The 23,888-nt window shown below is 42.9% G+C and carries 21 protein-coding genes; 10 read left to right on the forward strand and 11 right to left on the reverse strand.

What is annotated here, in order from left to right:
* The first annotated feature begins 262 nt into the window (after positions 1 to 262).
* The 3 genes from JMX13_RS00185 (at position 263) to JMX13_RS00195 (ending at position 2,552) form a co-directional block, all read left to right on the forward strand.
* Entirely contained in the window at positions 263 to 1,225 is a 963-nt protein-coding gene (locus JMX13_RS00185; RefSeq protein ID WP_201608824.1) for an energy transducer TonB, read from the forward strand.
* 111 nt (positions 1,226 to 1,336) lie between these two features.
* Positions 1,337 to 2,044 carry a MotA/TolQ/ExbB proton channel family protein gene (locus JMX13_RS00190; RefSeq protein ID WP_201608825.1) on the forward strand — a complete coding sequence of 236 codons (708 nt, stop codon included), beginning with the start codon at positions 1,337 to 1,339 and terminating at the stop codon, positions 2,042 to 2,044.
* Between the two features lie 106 nt (positions 2,045 to 2,150).
* Positions 2,151 to 2,552, forward strand: a complete 402-nt coding sequence (locus JMX13_RS00195; protein WP_201608826.1) for an ExbD/TolR family protein — start codon at positions 2,151 to 2,153, stop codon at positions 2,550 to 2,552.
* A 270-nt stretch (positions 2,553 to 2,822) separates the two neighbouring features.
* Here JMX13_RS00195 and JMX13_RS00200 read toward each other — a convergent pair whose 3' ends face one another.
* Positions 2,823 to 3,362: a DUF2799 domain-containing protein gene (locus tag JMX13_RS00200; RefSeq protein ID WP_227686146.1), complete on the reverse strand. Its 540-nt coding sequence runs from the start codon at positions 3,360 to 3,362 to the stop codon at positions 2,823 to 2,825.
* Positions 3,363 to 3,732: 370 nt separating this feature from the next.
* On the opposite strand from JMX13_RS00200, the gene JMX13_RS00205 reads away from it, so the two are divergent.
* Positions 3,733 to 4,329: a hypothetical protein gene (locus JMX13_RS00205; protein ID WP_201608827.1), complete on the forward strand. Its 597-nt coding sequence runs from the start codon at positions 3,733 to 3,735 to the stop codon at positions 4,327 to 4,329.
* A 281-nt stretch (positions 4,330 to 4,610) separates the two neighbouring features.
* The gene (topA, locus tag JMX13_RS00210; RefSeq protein ID WP_227686147.1) at positions 4,611 to 7,277 is read left to right on the forward strand and encodes a type I DNA topoisomerase; all 2,667 of its coding nucleotides are present in this window, start codon (positions 4,611 to 4,613) and stop codon (positions 7,275 to 7,277) included.
* A gap of 130 nt (positions 7,278 to 7,407) precedes the next feature.
* On the opposite strand, the gene JMX13_RS00215 is transcribed toward topA, so the two are convergent.
* The 4 genes from JMX13_RS00215 to lon form a co-directional block, all read right to left on the reverse strand.
* Positions 7,408 to 7,965 (reverse strand): superoxide dismutase family protein, encoded by a 558-nt coding sequence (locus JMX13_RS00215; RefSeq protein ID WP_201608828.1) that lies wholly within the window; start codon positions 7,963 to 7,965, stop codon positions 7,408 to 7,410.
* A gap of 171 nt (positions 7,966 to 8,136) precedes the next feature.
* Entirely contained in the window at positions 8,137 to 9,258 is a 1,122-nt protein-coding gene (locus JMX13_RS00220; RefSeq protein WP_201608829.1) for an META domain-containing protein, read from the reverse strand.
* 38 nt (positions 9,259 to 9,296) lie between these two features.
* Positions 9,297 to 10,361 carry an META domain-containing protein gene (locus JMX13_RS00225; protein WP_201608830.1) on the reverse strand — a complete coding sequence of 355 codons (1,065 nt, stop codon included), beginning with the start codon at positions 10,359 to 10,361 and terminating at the stop codon, positions 9,297 to 9,299.
* A 140-nt stretch (positions 10,362 to 10,501) separates the two neighbouring features.
* Positions 10,502 to 13,120: an endopeptidase La gene (lon, locus tag JMX13_RS00230; protein WP_227686148.1), complete on the reverse strand. Its 2,619-nt coding sequence runs from the start codon at positions 13,118 to 13,120 to the stop codon at positions 10,502 to 10,504.
* A gap of 320 nt (positions 13,121 to 13,440) precedes the next feature.
* Here lon and JMX13_RS00235 point away from each other — a divergent pair, with 320 nt between their 5' ends.
* Positions 13,441 to 14,802 carry a Na+/H+ antiporter family protein gene (locus JMX13_RS00235; protein ID WP_227686149.1) on the forward strand — a complete coding sequence of 454 codons (1,362 nt, stop codon included), beginning with the start codon at positions 13,441 to 13,443 and terminating at the stop codon, positions 14,800 to 14,802.
* Positions 14,803 to 14,906: 104 nt separating this feature from the next.
* On the opposite strand, the gene JMX13_RS00240 is transcribed toward JMX13_RS00235, so the two are convergent.
* Positions 14,907 to 15,140, reverse strand: a complete 234-nt coding sequence (locus tag JMX13_RS00240; RefSeq protein ID WP_201608831.1) for a hypothetical protein — start codon at positions 15,138 to 15,140, stop codon at positions 14,907 to 14,909.
* On the reverse strand, positions 15,137 to 15,859 hold the full coding sequence (locus tag JMX13_RS00245; protein ID WP_201608832.1) for a 5-formyltetrahydrofolate cyclo-ligase: 723 nt from the start codon (positions 15,857 to 15,859) through the stop codon (positions 15,137 to 15,139). The genes JMX13_RS00240 and JMX13_RS00245 overlap by 4 nt, the downstream gene beginning before the upstream one ends.
* Positions 15,860 to 15,999: 140 nt before the next feature.
* On the opposite strand from JMX13_RS00245, the gene fumC reads away from it, so the two are divergent.
* The 3 genes from fumC (at position 16,000) to JMX13_RS00260 (ending at position 19,147) form a co-directional block, all read left to right on the forward strand.
* Positions 16,000 to 17,403, forward strand: coding sequence for a class II fumarate hydratase (fumC, locus tag JMX13_RS00250; RefSeq protein WP_201608833.1), 1,404 nt, complete (start codon positions 16,000 to 16,002; stop codon positions 17,401 to 17,403).
* A 333-nt stretch (positions 17,404 to 17,736) separates the two neighbouring features.
* Positions 17,737 to 18,168: an adhesin gene (locus JMX13_RS00255; RefSeq protein ID WP_201608834.1), complete on the forward strand. Its 432-nt coding sequence runs from the start codon at positions 17,737 to 17,739 to the stop codon at positions 18,166 to 18,168.
* 190 nt (positions 18,169 to 18,358) lie between these two features.
* Complete coding sequence (locus JMX13_RS00260; protein ID WP_201608835.1) at positions 18,359 to 19,147, forward strand: hypothetical protein; 789 nt, start codon at positions 18,359 to 18,361, stop codon at positions 19,145 to 19,147.
* A 177-nt stretch (positions 19,148 to 19,324) separates the two neighbouring features.
* Here the strand turns inward: JMX13_RS00260 and JMX13_RS00265 are convergent, their stop codons facing one another.
* From JMX13_RS00265 to JMX13_RS00280, 4 genes are all read right to left on the reverse strand, one after another.
* Entirely contained in the window at positions 19,325 to 20,137 is an 813-nt protein-coding gene (locus tag JMX13_RS00265; protein WP_201608836.1) for a MipA/OmpV family protein, read from the reverse strand.
* Positions 20,138 to 20,213: 76 nt separating this feature from the next.
* Positions 20,214 to 21,200, reverse strand: coding sequence for a rhomboid family intramembrane serine protease (locus tag JMX13_RS00270; RefSeq protein WP_201608837.1), 987 nt, complete (start codon positions 21,198 to 21,200; stop codon positions 20,214 to 20,216).
* 134 nt (positions 21,201 to 21,334) lie between these two features.
* A complete protein-coding gene (locus tag JMX13_RS00275; protein WP_201608838.1) occupies positions 21,335 to 22,522 on the reverse strand; it encodes an alpha-hydroxy acid oxidase in 1,188 nt (395 codons plus the stop codon).
* 80 nt (positions 22,523 to 22,602) lie between these two features.
* Positions 22,603 to 22,917, reverse strand: a complete 315-nt coding sequence (locus tag JMX13_RS00280) for a glutaredoxin family protein (protein WP_201608839.1) — start codon at positions 22,915 to 22,917, stop codon at positions 22,603 to 22,605.
* A 284-nt stretch (positions 22,918 to 23,201) separates the two neighbouring features.
* Here JMX13_RS00280 and mtgA point away from each other — a divergent pair, with 284 nt between their 5' ends.
* Positions 23,202 to 23,888 (forward strand): monofunctional biosynthetic peptidoglycan transglycosylase, encoded by a 687-nt coding sequence (mtgA, locus tag JMX13_RS00285; RefSeq protein ID WP_201544861.1) that lies wholly within the window; start codon positions 23,202 to 23,204, stop codon positions 23,886 to 23,888.

Here is a 23,888-nt window from a genome sequence, read left to right on the forward strand (position 1 = left end):
CAGCCATCATGATAAAGTAATTGAGACTTATTATCAACAACAATGATAATGGTTTTTATTAACGTTGACAGTTTTTACTATATTAATCTTATAAAATGCTTACGCTATAAGGTGGTAGCGATTAGTTAGATTGGGTTTTGCTGACCCGAATCTTCTAGAATATGAGATATTAGACTAAAGATATTGGAAATTTACTATTGATAATAATTATCGTTTGCATTATTATCGACACCATTCTATGACGGTTAAATGTTAGGGTGTTATGAGTTCAACGGATTTAGACGCGCCACCACTGAAAGCAATACTTATCGCTATTATCGTTGTGGTGGGATTACATGTGCTCACGGCCGTTGCTTTGGTAACGATAAAACCGTCTGAGCCTAAAATTGAGCCTATCAAAGAAACGCTGCCTATCGAGATAGAGTTAATCTCATTGCCTGCTCAAAATACCGAGCCTGAGGTAAAAGCGGACCAACCAGCCGCTCAGCAAAAGACTCAGCCAATAGTAGAGCCTGAGCGGATAGAGCCGCCTAAGCCACAGCCAAAACAAAAACCAATAGCAGAGCCGAAGGCTAAAGTAGTGACAGCAAAGCCAACAGAGATAAGGAACAAAACGGCTGATGTCGAACCTGTTGCTAAAGTAGAAAACAAAAAGCCTGACGTTATTAAGAAAGAATCCCCTAAAATAGATACATCGATGGCCGATGAGCAACGTAAGATAATAGCGGCACAAGCGGAAAAAGCCGCTCAAGATGCCCATGCTAGGGCAGTCGCAGACGCCAAAGCTGCCCGCGAGGCACAAGCTGCTGCAGATGCGAACACTGCAAAAGAGGCCGCTCAAAAAGCCGCACAAGCAAAGGCTGAAAGGGAAGCTGCGGCTCAAGCAAAAGCAGATGCCGACGCCAAAGCTGCGGCGGCGGCCAGTAATGAGCCTGTCAATTTTACCGCCAGCAATGCCAATTGGGCATCAGCACCAAACTTTAGCTTCCCTGAGCGTGCCGCCAAGCGAGCCCGTTCAGGCGATACGCTTAATGTGGTATTAATACTAAGGGTCAATAAACAAGGTGGTATCGATAGCGTGCGAATTGCCCAATCATCAGGAAATTCACTGGTCGATAAAGAGGCACAGCGCCAAGTCCGCTCTGGTAGGTTCAAACCCTTTAGCAAAAACGGTGTGCCAGTGGTCGGTAATGTGACATTGCCCATCGCTTATGCAGTTCCATAGAGATACAAAAACCAGTTATCAAGATATCTAAGTGGCACACATTATTGCCGCCAACTGTTATCGATAATTATAAAATAACAAGTAATGACATCCCACTTTAAGGAGTCTGACATGGACTTTACGACCTACTGGCAATATAGCGATATGGTGACCAGAACCTTATTTTTCTTGCTCCTTGCCTTATCTATCGTCTCTTGGGTGACCGGTATCATTCGTATACTGCAAAGTCGCAAACTGGCCGCTAGTGTCGCCGATGATTTGAGTGCGCAGATTCATAGCAGGCGCGCACGTTTGATTGATACGGATGGTGCGACGCGGCGTTTGGTGATTGAGCAGACCTTACTTAAGCATATCGGTCGCTACCGTTTTGCCAGTGAGCGCGGTTTACCTATCCTTGGTACAACGGCAGCAATTGCACCATTTATCGGATTGTTTGGCACGGTGTGGGGTATTTTTCATGCGCTACATAATATTGGCGTTAGTGGGCAAGCGGGCTTGGGACAAGTAGCAGGGCCAGTTGGTGAAGCCCTTATTATGACGGGTTTGGGGATTGCTGTTGCCATTCCAGCGGTGGTGTTTTATAACCTAGCGGTGCGCATCAATCGCCGCGTGATGTACCATGCCAACGATAGAGCGCATGATTTGTTGGCGCAATCTGCCGACATCGCGGCTTCTCAGCAACCATCAGCTCAGCAATCAACAGCAAACAGTAAGTCTAGTACGACTCAAACACAATCAACCAAAAGTGTGAGCTCTGAGCAACAAGCTGTTCAGTCATCTGAACTTTATCGTAAGTCAGCGCCATCGCAGTTGTCATGATTGTTTAACAAAGAAGCGCTAAGCTAAAGCAGTTTAGAAAAGCAACGCGAAAATCAGCTAAAAGCACGAGTGGCAAAGATTCTAATTAACGATATTGAGAATAATTATGGCATTTCAATTGGGTGATGATGACGTTCAAAGCATGAATGAGATGAACCTTATTCCGCTTATCGATATCATGCTGGTATTGATGATTATCTTTTTATTGACGGCGACGGTGCTAAACCCAACCGTACCCTTAGATTTACCAAAGACCAGTGCTGAGCTAAACCAAGCGCCGCCAGAAGCCATTCAAATTAGCATTGATAAAGATGCAGGTTTATTTTGGGATGATGAGCCTCTTAGCATGGAGGAATTAGCAGCGCGTCTGCAAGCGCAGTCGGCGAGCGGTAAGGATCCGTCTATCCAGCTGCGCGCTGATAAAGAAGGTAAGTATGATACCGTGGCGCAAGTATTGGCGGCTGCCAGCCAAGCGGGGCTAAGTAAGATTGCTTTTGTTAACGAGTAATTTTTTAAAACGTGCAGGACTTAAAAGTAAATGCGCTATGAAAAAAAGCCTTTAGAAGAATGGTCTCTAGAAAAACAGTCTCTAGAAAAACAGACTGCCAAGATAAACCAGTAGGCTTAGCAATAAAAAAATAACCAAGACAATAACAAGAATAATTAAAATAATAACTCTTTTCTCCGGCCTCGCTTGGGCAACCTTGCGAGGTTATCTTTTTTTCGGCTGCCTTTGAGCGAAGCGAATAGCTTATAAGTTGAATGCTTTATATAGCGATTACCAGCCATAGCCAAATGGGCGATAACCGTAACCTAAGCGTCCAGAGCCATAACCAAACGGATAAGGCGAGCGCAGATAATCAAAGTCACGCTGGCGGATATAATAGTAGCGCCCTTGGGAGTACGCTTCCTCGAGCTTTTCGATACCTTCGAGCGGACAGACAGGCTGCCAATCATAACCTTCGCGACCAAGTTTATAAGCATTGAGCTCAGTACAGTAATTTTTCAGCCCTTGCTGACGTCCTTGCTCCCACAATACGCGGTTTGGCGTTGCGCCAACGACGCTTGCGCATTGATTGGTATAGTTACCAAAGTAAGCGCCTGAGCGCCCACGGATACCATCAGCATAGCCGACCTCTTGCCAGTTGCTATTTTGGCATTGTTCAGGCGTTGGACTTTGGGTGGTTGCGCAGCCGGATAAGGCAAATAAAGCCGCGCCCATTAGCGAGATAGTAAGACGAGGTTTACGCATGATTTTACCGACGCATTTACTCTTTTGTGAGGCGGTCGATGAGTTTCGCTTAAGAAGATAATTCATAATAAACCTGCGCGTGTTTAAAATTATGGTTTATCATAGCACTTTTTTATATAGTCAACTTCTTGCATCTTGTTGGTAAATGAGGCGTTTTCTGTACTAAGTATTTGATATAGCACTATAAATAGCAGCGCATTGGTGGGTATCAGTCTTGCTCAATATTTAGCTACTTATCAGCGATAGTATTTGCGACCGCTTGATTTTTAAAGGTTTACGCGCATTATAAGCACGTAGCTATTATATAGCTGATAAAAGCTGTATCGCTAATAGAGGTTTATAATTAAGCTTTTTATATAAATAACCACGTTAATAGGTTATTCATCCTGTTTTAATTGCTAGGACTACACTAATTAAGTTAAAAGGTCAGACTGTTATGGGCATGTGGATTGCGATCGCCATTGTACTATTCGTATTAGGGAGTATGATGGCGCTCAAACCTAGCGGAATCGACCAGCGTTTGGATAAGCTGCGCATGACCGCGCGTCGCTTACAACTCAATCCTAAATTGGTGACTTGCCCAGATTGGGTAAAGGGTAAAGACAACGAGTATGGTCGCGGGATGATGGGTCAATATTGCTTGGTGCTCGATGATACACAGCTGCCATATACACGCTATCAAGTGATTGATGGGCAATGGCGACCAGATAGCAGTTTTGTCGATACCACTACAGATGCGACTAAGCTCAATATTCCAACTACTATTCGGTCTAGTCAAAGCAATAATCATACGACGGTTAAGAAGACCAATTTTCGTTTGGATAAAGTGCCACTAGATTTACCCGTCAGTATTGAGCCCTATGTAAAAGGCTTATTGACAAAGGCTAATAGCATTGTAATTTATTGGGAAGATATTGCCTATGTGCGTCCTGCGACCAATCCTGCTTATCAGCAAAAATTGATTGAGAGTGATTTATTATTGCTTAAACAGAAGCTTGAAGAGTGGGCGCTACAGATGCAAAAGAGCTTATGAAAATCGTGTCAGGGTAGTAAATCAATTTTTCGTCTCCATTAAGAGGCAATATGCAAGTCCTTTTGGCAAACTCTCAGTCATTTTAAGTTGACAGCTTAATGCTTAGCAGTGTAACGTCTTTATAACTGTATCTATGCGTTATGGTTATTGTTTGTTTTATAACCGTTTTTATCGGCAGCCCTTACTACAATAATTCGCTGAGCCATTATAACTAACTATTATAAATTGCCAGCTGCCGAATTTATCCTTATTTTAATTTACTTATTATGGTGTCGTCACTTATGGCAAAACCCGCAACCAAAAAAAGTCCAGCTGCGGCTGCTGACAAAACTAAAGACAGCCCAAAGGGCAAGTCTTTGGTGATTGTAGAATCACCCGCCAAGGCAAAAACCATTAACAAATACTTAGGCGACGACTTTATCGTACGCTCAAGTATCGGTCATATCCGTGATTTGCCAGTGGGCGCGAGCAAAAGCGCGAAGAAGCCTGCCGCAAGCAAAAAAGATGACAGCCTAAGCAAAGAAGAAAAAACCCAGCAAGCATTGGTCCGGCGCATGGGCGTCGACCCAGAACATAACTGGGCAGCAGTCTATGAAGTATTGCCCAATAAAACCAAGGTTATCAAAGAGCTTAAGGCCTTAGCCAAAGACGCTGACAAGATCTATCTCGCAACGGATATGGATAGAGAAGGGGAAGCGATTGCTTGGCACCTAAAAGAAGTTATCGGCGGTCCAGACAGTAAATATGAGCGCGTGGTCTTTAACGAGATTACCAAATCTGCCATCCAAAATGCTTTTAAACAACCATCGAAGCTCGATATTGACCGTGTTAACGCCCAACAAGCACGGCGTTTTTTAGACCGTGTCGTTGGCTTTATGGTATCGCCATTATTGTGGCAAAAGGTTGCTCGCGGTCTGTCAGCAGGTCGTGTCCAATCGGTTGCCATGCGTTTGGTTGTGGAAAGAGAGCATGAGATTCGCGCCTTTATTCCAGAAGAATACTGGCAGATTCATGCTGATACTCACGTCGCTAGCGGTAAAAAAGATGCTGAGCAAATTGCCATTCGTCTAGAAGCGACCAAGCAAGGTGGCAAAACGCTAAAGCTCGTCAATAAAGAGCAGACCGATAAAGTCTTAGCAGTACTTAACTCAAGCGACTTTATTGTTAAAGAGCGCGAAGAGAAGCCAACGCAATCACGTCCAAGTGCGCCGTTTATTACTTCGACCTTGCAACAAGCAGCCAGTACAAGATTGGGTTTTTCAGTTAAGAAAACCATGATTTTGGCGCAGCGTTTATACGAAGCCGGTCATATTACTTATATGCGTACCGACTCGACTTTCTTGTCTGGTGATGCATTGGCGGCGGTACGTGGCTATATTGAAGACAGCTATGGCGCAAAATACGTGCCAGAAAAGCCAAACTTCTATGGCAATAAACAAGGCGCACAAGAGGCGCATGAAGCCATTCGTCCCTCTAACGTCAATATGAAGTCAACACAGCTTAAGGGCGTTGAGCGTGATGCCATCCGTCTGTACGAGTTGATTTGGCGTCAGTTTGTTGCCTGTCAGATGCTGCCAGCAAAATACTTGTCAGTGAATCTGTTTGTTGCTGCCAATGATGTGGAGTTAAAAGCGCGTGGTCGCACTTTAGTATTTGATGGCTTTACTAAAGTTATGCCACCGGCGAAGACCGACGATACTTTATTACCGGATGTTAAAAAGGGCGATAAATTAACGCTAGATAAGCTTGATCCAAGCCAACACTTTACCAAGCCACCTCCGCGCTATACTGAGGCAAGCTTGGTCAAAGAGCTTGAGAAAAAAGGTATCGGTCGTCCATCGACTTACGCTTCTATCATCTCGACCATTCAAGATCGCGGTTATGTGAAGCTTGAAAATAAGCGTTTATTTGCCGAAAAAATGGGTGATATCGTCACTGATAGATTGACGGCAAGTTTCCCAGACTTGATGGATTATACCTTTACCGCTGCGCTAGAAGACAAGCTTGACCATGTCGCTGAAGGCGATACCGACTGGAAAGATGTCCTCGATAACTTTTATGGCGACTTTAAAAAGACCCTAGATCGTGCCAAAGAAAAAGACGGCATGCGTCCGAATGATCCAACCGATGTGCCAGATGTACATTGCGATATTTGCGATCGTCCGATGCAATTACGTACCGGCTCAACGGGTGTATTCTTAGGTTGTACTGGCTATAATTTACCGCCAAAAGAGCGCTGTAAAGGCACTAAGAACTTAATGCCGGTCGAAGCGTTTGCCAATCTTGACGATGCCGAGGGTGATGACGAAGCGGCTGAAGTTAAAGATTTGATGGAGAAAAAGCGCTGCCCAAAATGCGGTACGGCCATGAATGGTTATATCGTCGACGGTGGTCTCAAGCTACATATCTGTGGTAATAACCCAGATTGCGACGGTTATATACTAGAAGAAGGTAAATTTGAAGTACCGGGGTCAGATGCACCGACCATTGACTGTAATAAATGTGATGGACAGATGGAGCTAAAGACCGGACGCTTTGGTCCTTACTTTGCTTGTCAGAAATGTGACAATACCCGTAAAGTGCTCAAAACCGGCGAAGCTGCACCGCCGCGTATGGATCCTATTCATCTGCCAGAGCTAAAATCAACCAAGCACGATGATTACTTTATCTTGCGTGAGGGCGCGGCTGGGATGTTCTTAGCAGCATCTAAGTTCCCGAAAGTACGCGAAACACGTCCGCCAAAGCTTGCTGAGCTGCGAGAGATCAAAAATAAAATGGAAGATAAGTTCCAGTATTTGTTTGAAGGTCCAGATGAAGACCCTGATGGCAATCCAACGATTCTACGCTGGTCACGCAAGAAAAAAGAGCAGTATATCGGCTCTGAGAAAAACGGCAAAGCCACCCGTTGGGGGGTGTACTGGCGTAATGGTGAATGGGTAGAAGAGTAAGCCTGTTTTACTTTTACCATAAATCGCTTTAAATAAAAAAACCTCTTAGATAATCTAAGAGGTTTTTTTATGCTATCAATTTGAAGAATACTAACAGTATTGAGCTTTAAAAGTTATTGGCTAAATACGATTAGTTCTTTTCGATGATACCGCAAGCAACGCGATCGCCTGCATTACCAGCTGGCTGGCTAGTATAGTCGTCAACACCGCTGTGCACGATAAATGCTAAACGGTTAACACTATATTTACCGGCATCAGCAGCGGAGATTTTCTTATTTACAAAGTTGATAGTAGCAACACCATCGGCATTGGCGGTTAAGTTCGGCAAGTCGCCCGCATGACCATTCATATCATCAGGGTTAGAGTGCGGTTTATTATCTGGATTGAAGTGACCACCTGCCGCTTTACCCATATCAGCACAGCTACCCGTTTCATGGATGTGTAGTGATACCGTTTTACCTGGTTGCAGGTTCATGAGCTTACCGTAGACTTGTACGCCGCCATCAACTGGACGTAGGAATACTTGACCCACTTCATTTTTATTACCAGCGACTGCATTGATAGTAGATTTTAGCGCAGGTTGGCTAAGTGGATTGCCGGTTTGCATTTGACCTTCGACGGTTTGACAACCCGTCATTACAAACGCTGAACCACATAATAGGGCACTTGCAAGCATCGTCTTATTCATTATTATCTCCATTTATATTTAATCGTTATGATGAATTTCTATAGTTTTAGTTAAAATATTCAAATATTACCTAATACCGCAACCAGTATAGCCAAGCGTTAGATATAGTTATTCATCAAATGCGCAACAATCGGTTAATAAATGTAAGTATCGTATGGGTTTGCAAATGGTTTACGGTATTTTCTTTACTTCGTTTTGCCATACTAAGGTTTCGCCTGTTGCCATCGTTTGCAATAAATTATAACGAGGCATATCGGTCTGATTGTCTGCTATTGGCGATATTGGCGATATTGGCTGTGAGGGTTGCAAACTTAGCGTTAGCTGACTGCTGCTATCACGCATCAAATCAAACAAAGCGGACTCGATTCTATTGCCTGTCTCACCGCAGCCCATTACAGTGCTGATGATGGTGCCGACTTTGAAAGTATTATCATTGAGTAAAAAATAGGGCGCGCGCGAGCCGTTACAGCCTGAGCTAAAGGATGCGTATTGATTGTTAGGCCAACTCTCAAAGCTCGCTGAAATAGGGTGCTCAGGGTGATAAAAATTGCCCAAAGATTTTCTAGTTAATTCCCCTTTTGCCTCATAAGTATTACTGACGGCACTCACCAGCGTCCAATGATACTGCTCTAATAACTCGTTAGTAATGGGCAATCCAGTGGGAGCTGCTAATGCTTTAGGTGAGCCTATAAAAATTAGGCGATTACCGTTTTCGATATTAAGTGCCAAACGTTTAGGGGCAGCTTGTATGGCGACTGGCGCTGATTCTGATGTTAAATGCGAAGTTGGCAATAACTCAAAATTAAGCCTAACAGGTGCGTACTTAACAAATAACGATTGAATACTATTATCCTCTGTAATCACAGTTTTATTATCAAGGTCATTGTCATCGTTACAGTTCGCTGGAACTTTGGCAAGATGAGAATAATAGGGATAAGGCGGCGCGGACACCGACTGAAAATCCATCATATATTGTTCACAGCCTTGATAAAATCTGACTGCACTAGGTTCTATTGCTAAGGTAATCGGTGCAAAATTTTCGATATCGACTATGTTACCGTTTTGATTAATTACTTGCGCCAATTGCCAGTCATAGTGAGCTACCCATTGCATTACTTGTGATTCTTTAATTACTATCTCGTCAGTAAAGTTAGATTTATCTTTAATAACAGGTGCGTTGACGATAGTGGTCTGCTGGATACTATTCAATGGCGCAGACTGGCAACCCATTAATCCCACTGCTACAGACAAGCTGATAATAGTTAATGAGCGCTTTATAGTTGGCAGGAGCATTGTAAAATCCTTTTAAAAAATATGAAAATGAATAGAGGCTAAGGTGTTTTCTTTATTTCATTCTTCCAGATAAGCGTTTCGCCCGTATCAAGTTTTTGAGTAAGTAAATAATAGGGTAAGCTTGAGGAGTCGAGATTGGTATTTGGTAATCTTTGTAAGGTCAATTGGCTTTTGCTTAACTGTTCAAGTTCTCTGATTTTATCTTCTGCCGCTTCACGTTTAGGACTACACCCCATCATAGTTTGGGGGCTTGAGCCAATCAACAATTTATTGTCAGGCGTTAAAATGTAAGAACCACCAACACCATTACAATCAGAGCTAAAGCCAACATGATGCTCATCGTTATACATTGGGTAAGCAAAATAGGCAGTCACTGGAAAATCTGGACGACTAAGCTCAATGATGGTTTTTTGATTGCTATCGACTGCGCTTACCAATCGCCATTGATATTCTTTTAGAAACTCATAAGTAATGGCTAGTCCCGTTACTGGTTGTAGGGTCTTAAATGTACCTTCAAATACAAGCTGCTTGTCCTGAACATTTAAGACCAGCTCATAAGGGGTTGGTTTTTTTGGAGTAAGTTTATTCAAAAATGAAAACGATTTTGTTTGTGTAGATGGTGAAGTGATTCTAAGGTTAAAACGTCCTCTGCCGTATTCAGGAAATAATCGTTCTAAATACTGAAAGATATTGTGAGCTGCTTGTTTATTAGTTATTAAGCAAGAAGGCTGCGTAATGGTAGTTACGCCGTATGAGCTGTAAGTGTAATCTTGATAACCATCATGGTTTAAGCGATAGCGCTGGCAGTCATATTTAAACACTAAATTGCTAGGACGCACGTCAAGCATTAACGGCGGTACGGTATCGACATCATTAACAATACTTTGATTGTCTATCCAGCGCACCAATTTCCAATCAAAGCGATTGACACTTTCAACATTTATTACTTGCTCAGATAGTACTGGAGCAGAAGTGCTAGAGCCAGTCACTATTGAGTTAGCAGGTGTAGAATTATCTTTTGCAATATTAGACTGACAACCTATTAGCGCTGCCGGAAAAGAGATAGCGAGCAATAAGGATAGAGTTAAGCGATTTAAAGTCATTTTCATTACCATATAAACATTTGTCTAAAATATAGCACAGGGTCTTAACTAGATTGTTTTTATTATTACCAAAAAAAAGCCGCCCATCATGACGATGAGCGGCTCTTTAATTTGTAAGACTGGATTATTAACTAATCAGATTAGTTATGCAGCGCTTTGCTTGAGGTTTTATCAACCGTTACTTTGGCAGGCTTAAGCGGCACTGGCATACTGACCAACGCTACTTTTAATATCTCATCAATCGTCGCGACTGGCTGAATGGTTAAGCCTTCTTTGACGTTATCAGGGATATCCGCCAAGTCGCGCTCGTTGGTATCTGGAATCAACACATGCTTGATACCGCCACGATGCGCCGCGAGCAGCTTCTCTTTAAGACCACCGATACGTAGGATTTTACCACGTAAAGTAATCTCACCTGTCATGGCAATATCGGGACGAATCGCAATACCAGTTAATGCAGATACCAGCGCTGTCGTTAACGCACCACCAGCTGATGGACCATCTTTCGGTGTTGCGCCTTCTGGCATATGGACGTGAACATCCGTGGTTTTAAAGGTCTCATAATCGATACCTAAGCTGTCACCGCGAGCACGAACCACACTCATGGCAGCACGAATAGACTCTTTCATCACGTCCCCAAGTGAACCGGTAAAGATAAGCTCACCTTTACCTTTCATCGCGACCGCTTCGATAGTGAGTAGCTCGCCACCGACTTGAGTCCAAGCAAGCCCAGTAATACGACCAATCTCAGGCTCTTCTTCCGCTAGACCATAGTCATATTGATGGACACCTAGATAGTCATCGATGTTTTTGTCATCGACCACGACCAGTTGACGCTCTGCTTTTTTCGGAGCGCGAGCGCCATGCGTTTCAACCGAACCGCGAACCACTTTACGGCAGATTTTATTGACTTCACGCTCAAGGTTACGCACACCTGCTTCACGCGTGTAGCTACGAACGATGCTATGCAACGCCGCTTCAACAATCTCAATCTCGCCTTCTTTAAGACCATTATTTTTAATGGCTTTTGGTACGAGATATTTCTGCGCGATATTGACTTTTTCTGCTTCGGTATAGCCCGGTAGACGAATCACTTCCATACGGTCGAGCAGTGCTGCTGGAATATCCATACTGTTAGCGGTACAGATAAACATCACTTGTGATAAATCTAAGTCCATATCTAAGTAATGGTCATTAAAAGTATCGTTCTGTGAAGGATCTAGCACTTCAAGCAACGCTGATGCTGGATCGCCACGGAAGTCTTGCGCCATCTTATCGATTTCATCTAACAAGAAGAGCGGGTTTTTAACTTCCACTTTCGCCAGTGATTGCACGATTTTACCTGGCATTGCGCCGATATACGTACGGCGATGACCACGAATTTCCGCTTCATCACGTACGCCGCCAAGTGCCATACGCACAAACTTACGACCGGTAGCGCGCGCAATCGACTCACCTAATGAAGTCTTACCAACACCCGGAGGACCAACTAAACAAAGAATCGGACCGCGAAGTTTTTTCACGCGTGACTGTACGGCGAGGTATTCTAAGATGCGGTCTTTAACATCTTGCAAGCCATAATGGTCTTCGTCTAAGACGGTTTTAGCTTTATCTAAATTGATCGAAACTTTGGTTGTGGCATTCCACGGTGTGTCCAAAATCCATTCAATATAGTTGCGTACCACTGAAGACTCTGATGAAGCAGGTGGCATCATTTTGAGCTTTTTCATCTCTTGCTCAGCTTTTTTGCGCACATCTTCTGGCAAGTCAGCATCTTCTAGACGCTGCTCAAGCTCAGCCACGTCATCTTCACCATCGAACGCACCGTCATTCATATCTGACAGCTCATTCTTGATGGCTTTCATCTTCTCGTTTAAGAAGTACTCGCGCTGGTTATCTTCCATTTGCTGACGAACCGCATCTTGGATATCTTGCTCGATATTTTGTTCAGCACTTTGTTTAACCAAGTATTCAGTTAAAGTATTGATATGCGTTTTGATATCGTCTTGTTCTAAGAACGATTGCTTAATATCCAAATCCATCGACACGCGGGTTGAGATAAAATAGACCAGTTCAAGTAAGTCATCGATGCGTTTGGCCACGCGGGTTAGCTCACGGGCATTACGTAGACGAGCGTCAGCATAGCCTTCAAACAACGTAGTTAATGCTTGAATGGTATTTTTTTGCTGGCTCTCATCCATGTCGACATCAAGGTCAGCACGTTCAAATTTTGCCATCAATAGCCCGTCATGACTCTCTATCGAGTCAACACGCGCGCGGTATTGACCTTCGATCAGTACTTTGATGCAATTCTCATCGCTATCATGTGGTATGGTGCTGACGATACGGCAAACCGTACCGTACTGATACAAGTTGTCTTGATCAATATCTTCAGTCAGTGAGTCTTTTTGCGCCACGACTAATACTTTATTGCCGTACTCAGCTTGTGCCAATTCAACAGCTTTCACCGATGGCGTACGACCAACAAATAAGGCAATTTGCATATGCGGATAAACAACCACATCGCGCAATGCCAGTAGCGGAAGATAGTTTTCTTCAGCGTCTTTATCCTTAATATCTTCAGAATCGCTGTCTTTACTCTTATTGTCTTCGACAGTTTTATTTTCAACCGTTTCAGACGCCGACTCGTTTTCTAACATATCGTCAGATGAATTATTTAGCGCACTATCATCAGAAACGTTAGATGAAACGTCGACATCGATGTCGATATTGTCTTGGGCAATTTTATGTTCACTCATATATTTTTCCTCGTTCACCAGACTTGTAAAGTCAAGTTAGTGGTTCATGTTTAGATAAATGGTGCTGCTGAATGAAATTGCAAGGCTCTATCACGAACAGTAATGAGAATATTAAGCCTTTATTGGTATTTTCTCTTATGTCTGTTAGGTTCTGCGCGTGGGCTTTATGGGCAAAATCAGGTAAAATGACGCGCGTCTTAACCGCTCCGTTCAAATAGCAACTATATGGATTAAAGTGTGAGTTAAAACGCGAGGGCGAAATAAATAGGTCGGCAATGTGACAATAGCGGGCCACAAAACATAGGGTAAGGGGCGAGAATATGACCATCAATGCGGTGCTACTAGCGGTAGTCATCATGCTAGGGCTGTCTTTAGCGCGGGTACACGTGGTACTCAGTTTATTAATCGGGGCGCTAGCAGGTGGGCTGATTGCTGGTCTTGGCATGACCGATACCTTAAATGCCTTTCAAGAAGGGATCCGTAATGGCGCGCAAATCGCGTTGTCTTATGCCTTGTTGGGTGCTTTTGCAGTAGCGATTGCACATTCGGGCTTGCCGCAATCTTTGGCAGGAGCAGTCATTAAGCGCATTGATGCCGGTGGCACTAGTGGCATGATTAAATACATGCTGTTTGCCGGTCTGGTTACCATAAGTTGCTTTAGCCAAAACTTAATTCCTATTCATATCGCCTTTATTCCATTGCTCGTGCCGCCCTTATTGCTTGCCTTTAACCGCATGCAAATCGATAGACGCCTGATTGCCTGTCTGATTACCTTTGGTCTCGTCACCACTTATATGTTTATCCCTTATGGCTTTGGCGATATTTATCTCAATCAAATCATGCTTAAAAACGTTGGTGAAGCCGGTATTGATGTATCGAATATTTCGGTCACCAAAGCCATGGCGATTCCAGCACTTGGCATGCTCGTTGGTTTGCTAGTGGCGGTATTTATCAGCTATCGTAAGCCGCGTCAGTATCAGCAGCTAGCAATCGATAAACAAGCGCGCGATGCGGTAGTACAAAATGATTCTTTAAGCAAAACAGCCGCCGACGCACAAACGCAAAGCAAGATGAAAACCATCGTCGCACTGATTGCTATTGTCACCGCCTTTGTTGTACAGCTCTATACCGACTCACTATTACTCGGCTCGATGTTTGGTTTTGGCGTGTTTATGGCAACGGGCGTGGTCAAATGGCGTGATGCCGATACGGTCTTTAATGACGGCATCAAGCTGATGGCGATGATTGGCTTTATTATGATTACCGCGCAAGGTTTTGCCGAAGTCATGAAAGCGACCGAACAAATTCAACCATTGGTTGATGGTGCTGCGTCTTTATTTGCAGGTAATAAAGCGATGGCCGCATTTATTATGCTCTTGATCGGTTTGATTGTAACCATGGGTATTGGTTCGTCATTTTCGACCATTCCTATTTTGGCAGCGATTTATGTACCACTATGTATTTCTTTAGGGTTTTCACCACTCGCCACAGTGGCGATTATTGGTACAGCTGGCGCGCTTGGCGATGCCGGTTCGCCAGCGTCAGACTCGACGCTCGGACCAACTTCCGGTCTAAACGTAGATGGTCAGCATGACCATATTAAAGACAGTGTGGTACCGACCTTTATTCATTACAATATTCCATTATTGGTATTTGGCTGGATTGCGGCGATGGTGCTTTAATCAATAATCTAAACTTTGATAATAGATATAAAAAAGGCGAGTGATTTTATAATCATTCGCCTTTTTGATTTTTTGTCATAGAGTCATGTATGCCTTTCTTAACACTACTCGTCAAAATCGGTAATCTCACTATTCAAGCCATTCAAAAACTCATCACTCTGCGCCAGTAATTCGTTTAAGCGGCGTTCATTGATAACTCTTGCCAGCTCATCAGCGCTAAAAGTCTGCTCTTGACTATAATATAGCAGCTCATAATCCGCTTTTTCTAACTCTTGCAAATGTTGTTCGACATTCTCTGCACTAGAGTTAGTATCTAGAGATTTCTTATTATCATTCATCGAAACCACCTCAAGCCACTCGGCGTTATCAAACCATCTAATGGCACATCCCACGGTTGACGCTCAAGCTGTTCTACTACTTGAAAGTCGTAACACCAACCAATTTTTAATGGCTTTTTTAACCCTGCTTGATGGCTTTTACTAAGGGTCGTATCATAAAATCCGCCACCCATACCCATACGGTTACCGTTTTTATCAACTGCTGTTAATGGACAGATAATGACATCTAATTCAGCTGCCCACAATAATCGTCGATGATGATTTTGCTTCATACCTAAGCCGTGAATACGCGTCGGTATATTCAATAGTTTCGACTGATAGATAGGCACAAAGCGCAGCCGTTTATCATCGTTGCCATTTCTAGTACGTCCGAGCGAACCAACCACAGGCAGATAAGGTAAATAGCCTAAGCGTTGACACCAGTCCAACAGTAGCTGAGTGGGCAGCTCGCCAAAGCCATCATAATATAAGCCGATACGGGCGAGCGGTGGTAAGCGCTGTTGCAATTTAACTAAATGCAAACTTGCCATACGTGCGTATTGTCTGCGCTCGCCATCCGTGAGCTTACGGCGCTGACGGGTAAATTGCCGTCTGGGTGGATTGGCCAAGCTATCAGCGACTTTAATCTCTTTTTTAGAGTGAGCGTCATGAGTCGATAACTCAGGTAACGAGTCAGATAACGAAGTAGCAGATTGTTGTTGGCTGGTGTTTTTAGACATCAGTTAGCCTCACGGACTTGGAGAAATTTATAATAAGTCATGCTATCATAACGGCACTTTAAAACGTATTTTCCTTTATGTGCAGCGTGTGTTGCACTTTTTCGAAGCAGCTATACAACAAACCATCAAAGAGGGTAGTTATGTCGACACAGAATCAGGCAACTCGTACCGAAAAAGATACCATGGGCAACGTGGAAGTCCCAACTGATGCTTATTGGGGTGCGCAAACTCAGCGTAGCCGTGAAAACTTTAAAATCGGTGGCGAGACTTTGCCACGTCCAATGATTGAAGCAATGGCTTTGGTTAAAAAAGCCGCTGCGATTACCAATGCCAGCCTTGAGCGTATCGAAGGCAATAAGCGCGATTTAATCGTCCAAGCTGCTGATGAAGTCATCAACGGTGGTCTAACGGATCAGTTCCCATTGGTTGTATGGCAGACTGGTTCTGGCACCCAGTCAAATATGAACATGAACGAAGTATTGGCCAATCGTGCCAACGAAATCGCTGGTTCTGAGCGTGGCAGCTACACGCCGATTCACCCGAACGACCATGTCAACCATGCGCAATCTACCAACGACAGCTTCCCAACTGCGATTCGTGTGGCTGCTGCTCGTGAAATCAATGGCTTATTGATTCCAGCGGTAAAAGCACTACGTGATACCTTGGCTGCTAAAGCTAAAGAGTTTGATAGCATTGTCAAAATCGGTCGTACGCATTTACAAGACGCTACGCCTTTGACCTTAGGTCAAGAGTTTAGCGGCTATGTCAGCCAACTTGATCATTCATTAACTCGTATCGACAACGCTTTACAAGGTTTGTATGAATTGCCACTAGGCGGTACGGCGGTTGGTACGGGTCTAAATGCTCATCCTGATTATGCGGTAAAATCAGCTGAGCAATTATCAACCTTGACGGATCTACCATTTGTCACCTCACCAAATAAATTTGAAGCTCTAGCCGCTCGTGATGCCGAAGTATTTGCTTCAGGCGCACTCAAAACCCTAGCGGGTAGCTTAAATAAAATCGCTAACGACGTACGTTGGTTGGCGTCAGGTCCTCGTTGTGGTCTAGGCGAGTTGACGATTCCTGAAAATGAGCCAGGCTCATCTATCATGCCGGGTAAAGTGAACCCAACTCAGTCAGAAGCGATGACCATGGTTGTCGCTCAAGTAATGGGTAATGATGTCACTATCAGCATGGCAGGCGCGTCAGGTAACTTTGAGCTAAACGTTTATAAGCCAGTTATCGCGTTTAACTTGTTGCAATCTATTAAACTGCTTGGCGATGCGTGTAATAGCTTTAACGAAAACTGTGCCGTTGGTATTGAGCCAGTAAAAGACAAAATCGATGATTTCTTGCATAACTCATTAATGCTAGTTACCGCATTAAACCGTCATGTTGGTTATGAAAATGCAGCGAAAATCGCTAAGACGGCTTATAAAGAAAATAAAACCTTGAAGCAAGTTGCGGTTGAGCTAGAGCTATTAACTGAAGCGCAGTTTGATAAGTGGGTTATTCCTGCTGATATGGTAAACCCTAAGTAAGCTATTTAATACTTTCTTAGAATAGTGAAAAGACCTTGTCATCCTTTATAAATGGATGTGGCAAGGTCTTTTTTTTATCTATCAATTGAAGCACATACATCGAGAGAAACAATGTCTTACGCTCATACAACAAGCAAACCAATACTTATAACAGCGCCAACAAAAATTTTGCTTATAATGAGCGCATAGGTAAGAGTTCGTGAATAACAGTTATAAATCACGACAAAGACAATAAGAGCGAACGATGAGACTAACTAAAAATAGTTCGCCGCTAACGTCCATGTTTGTATTCTCTTATCTATGACCATTCTAATTATATCATTGAGGTAATTTATGAAAAAGTTAACGGCCGCTCTATCATCAGCTGGTATTTTGATGGCAATGTTGGGTTCTGGTTCTGCAATGGCTTACTCGGACAAAGTAATGGAAGCTAGCGAGAGTTATGATACTGCTGTTAAAATTAGACAAGTCAACTATACTTGCCAAAGCAACAAGAAAGTCAGCGTGACTTATGGTTTTAATAAGCAAAACCTACCGACCTTTGCAGAAGCCAATCTAAATGGTAAAAAAAGATTTTTACCGATTAACTTAGGTCGCTCTGACGATGTTGATACCGTGTTTGGTGATGAAGAAAACTTCAGTATTATGACTGGTGCACTGCGTTTAAATAATTATCATAAATCATCGGCTAATATCCAAAACGCTAAGAGTGAAATTCTTTATAAAGGTTGTAATGTTGCTTCTACCAAAAAGCTTAAAGGCTAGTTTTTAACAAGCTGATAGATGTAGAGAATTTTAAAAGACCTTGTCATGAAATGTGGCAAGGTCTTTTTTTATTTTTTAGATTTAACGGTAGAGCCTGTGACACCCAACGATTTCATTTATGTTTTTAAGTTATGATATATAAAACCTTGTTAAAAGATAATAAACTACCAAATCTACAGAGCATTAAACTATGAATTCAACTGATACCAAATATACTAACTATACGATATTTGAAGAACTGAATTATTATGTCAACTTTTATGAGTCTTTGTCGAATTCTGTTATGAGCTTTGCAACTAAAGGTACAACAGCAGTTGTTAATATGGATACCTATGTCTATATGTCGATGAGAGGTACTCTAGAGTCTATAAATTTAGTTTTAAAAAATGGTAATTTAAATGATGCCTATGCATTATTAAGGAAGTATTATGATTCAGTCATGATTAATGCATATACAAACTTATATATCAATCAAAACTCAGGAATAGCAGATTTTTATGTTACTGAAATCAATAATTGGCTTCATGGAAAAAAACCGTTACCAAGAATGTCTAAGATGGCAAAATATCTAAATAACTCTTCATCTTTATCCAAGCTTAATAAGTTAATTGATTTAGACAGGCGCTATGAAGGTATTCGAGATCGTTGTAATGACAATATGCACTACAATTTTTTTGCTTTGATACTGCTCAACGATGGCAGGGTATATTTGAAAGAGCGTTTTCAGAATCTTGAGCAGTTACGAAACGATATTCGAGATGTGTTTATACTTAATATTTCATACATTTTGACGATTAATGAACACTATATGGTGTCTTCTGATTATTTAGACCATCTGAACCTTGGTATGTCGCCACCTGAAAGTAGCCAATACTGGGTAGCTCCATTCATTCAGGAAATGGCAAATAAAGTCCTTCTAAAAGAACGTCCAGATATCTTAGAACTTCTGAAAAGATCAACAAATATGGAACTTTCTTAAAAAAATTATTAATAATATATTTAAAAGTATTGTAGGGTGTGTCCCACGCACCTATTTTAAGAAATATGTATTTTATCGGTGAGCTAGCTAGGCGCACCCTATAATTAAAGTAGATATAAAAAAAGACCTTATCACATAACGCGACAAGGTCTTTTTTTTATCTAAATCTAAGATTTATTAGAATTTATAAAGCAAACCTAGCGTCGTTGTTGCATCCGTACGCGAATCTACCATTGGACTGTCATGTTGCTCATTGGCCAGATAGCTTAAACTTTGATTGGCAAATCCCGCCCAGCGCTCATTGAAATCATAGTTGGCACTGATATTGATATACGGATTCAAGCTTGAATTAGAGGTATAAGCCACAACGCCTGTTTTCGCTGACTCTTGTTCAGTAACGCCATAATAATAGTTGTTATAGTCAGCATCATGATACTCAAAGCCAATGCTTGGATAGACCGTCAGCTTATCTTTAGTGATTTTGGCAAGGTAGGTCAAGCGCGCCGTATTACCACCACTATTATCTAAAACGTCAGTCGCGACTTGCAGGCGGAAGCCGCCAACAGGCGTACGACGTAGATACGATAGACCGGCAGCGGCTGATGCTTTACGTTTATCTAGACCTTGCAGCGCGCCAGTTGCATCATCAGGGTCGAACTCACTGCCATCAAGCTGCACGTAAGCCGCTAGCTGATTGGTGCCATCATTGATGATATAAGCGCCAGCCTGCGCACCGCGTGCATAGATTCTGTTGTTATCATAAAACACACCCGGCAATACTTTTATCTCAGTGCTATCTTCCAAATCATAAGCTGATTTGACCGCCATGACGTTGACGCCGACGCTTAAAATTGCATCTTTATCAGTCGGTAAGTTGTTCTTAAAAAGTGCAGCATTAGAGAAGCTAGCGACACTAATTAGGGCGGTGGCGGTCAATGCGCTAAGGACAGTACGCGTTAACGATTGCGATAGTGCTGATGATTTAAACATGGTTTGCTCTCATAAGTGGGTGGGATAAATGGTTAAAACAGAGTCGATAAATAGAATGATAAATAAGTCTGGCACTTTACTCAATGGCTGCTAACACTTGTAGTATTTGCTGATGAATATCTTGCCACCACCATATAAAGCCAATACTAATCAGCAGCATGACCAGCCACGGTAGCAATTGCCAAATAAAGATGGATTTGGTCGCTGTTTGTTGTTCGTTAGAGTTAGGGTGATTAAGGCTTGCTTGATTAGCATTCACATTTATAGGCAAGTTTACAGCAGAGTCATGATTAAAACTGCTGTTATTATCAAAATTACCATCATTATCAAAGCGAGGAGTGTCGGCAGAAAAGTCAGGGTCGCTGTTTACTGCAGAGTTGATATACGTCGTCTGATAAATGTCTCCATCTCGGCTAGGTGCATTCTGTAGCGTAGCAGCCAACCGCTGACGGTAAGCAATCACGAACGCCAATGCAATCACCAATCCCGTTACTGCGCCGCCAATATGTCCGGCATTATCAATACCCGGTACGGCAAAGCCATATACTAAGTTTATGCCCATAATAATGATTAGGCTTTTAAGATTCAGCACTATACCGTTGACCGAGATTTTAAACAGTGCGGCTATCAATAGCGCAGCACCGATACCCATGATGCCGCCAGACGCGCCCGCCGATAGTCCAGGTTGTCCAGTGCCATCTAAGATACCTTGCCACGTAATATGGTTGTTCAGTAGGTTGCCACCGATTGCCGCTAGTAAAAATAGTGCCAAAAACTTTGCTGAGCCAAACATCGGCTCGGCAATTTGCCCAAAGAAATACATGGCAAAACCATTAAACAATAAATGCATCAGACCGATATGCAAAAAGGCACTACTTGCCAAGCGCCATGGTTCACTATCCATGGTATAAGGCAAAGCATTGGCGCCCCATTTTAGCAATTCTGCAGTCGATGGATTATTGGCATCGACGCCAGTCAGCACCTGCACTATAAATAGCACGATAAAGCTTACTAATAGCAAAGTGGTGACGGGTGCTGTTTTTAATAATTGTTGAATGGTCATAAAATCTAATTATCAATAAAAAATTATCAATACAGTATAAAGGCTAGGGTTAGGGCGTGTCACCCATAAGCTGGTTATGAATATTTAATAAAGGCTGCCTTTTTAATAAGAACCAGTTTAATAAGAACCAGTTTTTAATAAGAATTAGTCTTAAGATTCTCATAAGTGCCTTTAACCAAAATATCATCGGTCACTTGATTGATATCGGTATGACCACAAAACGCCATACTGATATCGCATTCGTTATAAATAAGCTCTAGCGCACGGCGCACGCCATCTTCACCGTAAGCACCAAGCCCATATAAAAACGCGCGACCAATCATCGTACCAGTAGCGCCTACGGCTAGTGCTTTGAGCACATCTTGACCGGAGCGAATACCACTATCGAGCCAAATCTCGATATTGCTGTTTTCCGCTCGTACCGCTTGCACGATATCAGCGAGCGCCGCAATGGAAGATAGTGCCCCATCGAGCTGACGGCCGCCATGGTTTGAGACGACCAACGCATCGGCACCGCTACGGGCAGCCATGATGGCATCTTCAGGTTCCATAATACCTTTGATAATCAGCTTGCCGCCCCACATATCTTTAATACGCGCGACATCATCCCAACTCAGCGCAGGGTCAAACTGTTCAGCCGTCCATGCCGATAGCGATGAGATATCATCGACGTTTTTGGCGTGACCAACGATATTGCCAAAGCTATGACGTTTGGTGCCGAGCATATTCATGCACCATTGCGGCTTGGTCATGAGATTCAGTATATTGGCAATGGTGGGTTTCGGCGGCGCAGAAAGACCGTTTTTAATATCTTTATGGCGCTGTCCGAGCACTTGTAAATCCGCGGTTAAAATAAGCGCGGAACAATTGGCAGCCTTAGCACGGCGAATCAAGTTCGCCATAAATTCTTGGTCGCGCATCACATACAGCTGAAACCAAAACGGCGCACTGGTGTTTTCTGCCACATCTTCGATAGAGCAGATACTCATGGTCGAAAGCGAGAAAGGCACACCAAACTTTTCCGCTGCCCGTGCGGCGTGAATCTCGCCATCTGCCCACATCATACCGGTAAAGCCAGTAGGCGCGATAGCAACCGGCATTTTGACTTTTGAGCCTAGCATATCAGTGGTAAGCGAGCGCCCTTCCATATTGACCAATACCCGCTGGCGCAATTTAATAAGGTCAAAGTCAGTTTCATTATTACGATAAGTGGTCTCAGTCCATGAGCCTGAATCGACATAGTCATAAAACATCCGCGGTACTTTACGCTCGGCAACACAGCGCAAATCCTCAATTTCCGTTATTTTCTTTAAATCTTTCATAGGTTTCTCATTATTATGATTGTTTTATAATAGCTGTCTTATGCTGGCTGATTTATAAAGATAACTTTATCAAGACTGCTTTATGAAGCTAATAATTGCTGCAAATCTAGCACTGAAAACGGATAATTTAAACGTTTTGATGGCGTTAATATCACAGGAATCGTGGTGGCAAAATCCATCATAAGTGCCTCATCAAAATCAGCAATATCAACATGCTGATAGCTTATCGGCTGCACCGCTTGAAATTGGGTGAGCAACTGCTCAGCGATGTCACAAAGATGGCAGCCAGTCGTCCCGAGTAGCCACCATTTATCCTGATTTTCAGCCGTACCAAGATTGGTATTGGCGGCACTCATACGTGCCCGTAGCATTGCTATCGTAGTATCATTATCCATATTCACGCTCTTGTTCTTATATCCGTTTATCGCATTTGTCGCCAAGTGCTTATCTTAAGTCTTTTAAGAAAAAGCATTCATATCACTTGGCAATATTTACATGATAAAGAAATGGGGTAAATAATGACAGCGATTGTGAGATTAGGTAAGATGACCTGCTATTTATCATTGCGCATTATTAGCGCATTATTAGCGTCTTATTGATAGCTTGCAGTTTATAGTGAGTCGTTTATAGACAGCCGCTTTTTATATGACTATTTTTTAACCACTCGGATATCGCACGCATGACAAGTTTTGGCAAATTTATCAAACGCTTATTATTGGCATTTATAGTGCTGGTGGTGGCATTCCATGTGTTGGTCGCAGGGTTACTGTTAATCTGGAAGACTCAGCCGATTAATAATAGTATGTTTATGCTGACCCACCGTTTGACAGGCGGCACAGTCACGCAGACATGGGCGGAATATGACGCCATTGCCAAATCTGCCAAGCAAGCGGCGATTGTCAGTGAAGATTCGACGTTTAGCCAACATAATGGCTTTGATATGAAGGGTATTAAGGCGGCGCAGAAAAAGAACGAAGAGACTGGGAAAATGTCAGCGGGCGGCTCAACGATAACGCAGCAATTGGCCAAAAACCTATTTCTCACCTCGCATCGCTCTTATACCCGTAAAGCCGAAGAAGCTATTCTCACTATAATGATAGAAACCTTTTGGGATAAACAGCGTATTTTGACCGCTTATCTAAATGTCGCCGAGTTTGGCAATGGCATTTACGGTATCGATGCTGCAGCCCAGCATTATTTTGATAAATCAGCAGCCAATCTAAACCGTGATGAATCCGCTTTACTCATCGCCATGCTGACCAATCCAAAATACTATGAAAGTCATCAAAGCGACAAACGCTTGCGTAATAAGCAACGTATCATTAAAAAACGAATGAAGAATGCCGTTTTGCCGCAATCGGCTTAA

The organism is Psychrobacter immobilis (assembly GCF_904846285.1).
GTDB classification, from domain to species: Bacteria; Pseudomonadota; Gammaproteobacteria; order Pseudomonadales; family Moraxellaceae; genus Psychrobacter; species Psychrobacter immobilis_D.

Bases quoted from the DNA above. Each gene is read 5' to 3' on its own strand.
- JMX13_RS00185 (WP_201608824.1), top strand. From the start codon at position 263: ATGAGTTCAACGGATTTAGACGCGCCACCACTGAAAGCAATACTTATC.
- JMX13_RS00190 (WP_201608825.1), top strand. From the start codon at position 1,337: ATGGACTTTACGACCTACTGGCAATATAGCGATATGGTGACCAGAACC.
- JMX13_RS00195 (WP_201608826.1), top strand. From the start codon at position 2,151: ATGGCATTTCAATTGGGTGATGATGACGTTCAAAGCATGAATGAGATG.
- JMX13_RS00200 (WP_227686146.1), bottom strand. From the start codon at position 3,362: ATGAATTATCTTCTTAAGCGAAACTCATCGACCGCCTCACAAAAGAGT.
- JMX13_RS00205 (WP_201608827.1), top strand. From the start codon at position 3,733: ATGGGCATGTGGATTGCGATCGCCATTGTACTATTCGTATTAGGGAGT.
- topA (WP_227686147.1), top strand. From the start codon at position 4,611: ATGGCAAAACCCGCAACCAAAAAAAGTCCAGCTGCGGCTGCTGACAAA.
- JMX13_RS00215 (WP_201608828.1), bottom strand. From the start codon at position 7,965: ATGAATAAGACGATGCTTGCAAGTGCCCTATTATGTGGTTCAGCGTTT.
- JMX13_RS00220 (WP_201608829.1), bottom strand. From the start codon at position 9,258: ATGCTCCTGCCAACTATAAAGCGCTCATTAACTATTATCAGCTTGTCT.
- JMX13_RS00225 (WP_201608830.1), bottom strand. From the start codon at position 10,361: ATGACTTTAAATCGCTTAACTCTATCCTTATTGCTCGCTATCTCTTTT.
- lon (WP_227686148.1), bottom strand. From the start codon at position 13,120: ATGAGTGAACATAAAATTGCCCAAGACAATATCGACATCGATGTCGAC.
- JMX13_RS00235 (WP_227686149.1), top strand. From the start codon at position 13,441: ATGACCATCAATGCGGTGCTACTAGCGGTAGTCATCATGCTAGGGCTG.
- JMX13_RS00240 (WP_201608831.1), bottom strand. From the start codon at position 15,140: ATGAATGATAATAAGAAATCTCTAGATACTAACTCTAGTGCAGAGAAT.
- JMX13_RS00245 (WP_201608832.1), bottom strand. From the start codon at position 15,859: ATGTCTAAAAACACCAGCCAACAACAATCTGCTACTTCGTTATCTGAC.
- fumC (WP_201608833.1), top strand. From the start codon at position 16,000: ATGTCGACACAGAATCAGGCAACTCGTACCGAAAAAGATACCATGGGC.
- JMX13_RS00255 (WP_201608834.1), top strand. From the start codon at position 17,737: ATGAAAAAGTTAACGGCCGCTCTATCATCAGCTGGTATTTTGATGGCA.
- JMX13_RS00260 (WP_201608835.1), top strand. From the start codon at position 18,359: ATGAATTCAACTGATACCAAATATACTAACTATACGATATTTGAAGAA.
- JMX13_RS00265 (WP_201608836.1), bottom strand. From the start codon at position 20,137: ATGTTTAAATCATCAGCACTATCGCAATCGTTAACGCGTACTGTCCTT.
- JMX13_RS00270 (WP_201608837.1), bottom strand. From the start codon at position 21,200: ATGACCATTCAACAATTATTAAAAACAGCACCCGTCACCACTTTGCTA.
- JMX13_RS00275 (WP_201608838.1), bottom strand. From the start codon at position 22,522: ATGAAAGATTTAAAGAAAATAACGGAAATTGAGGATTTGCGCTGTGTT.
- JMX13_RS00280 (WP_201608839.1), bottom strand. From the start codon at position 22,917: ATGGATAATGATACTACGATAGCAATGCTACGGGCACGTATGAGTGCC.
- mtgA (WP_201544861.1), top strand. From the start codon at position 23,202: ATGACAAGTTTTGGCAAATTTATCAAACGCTTATTATTGGCATTTATA.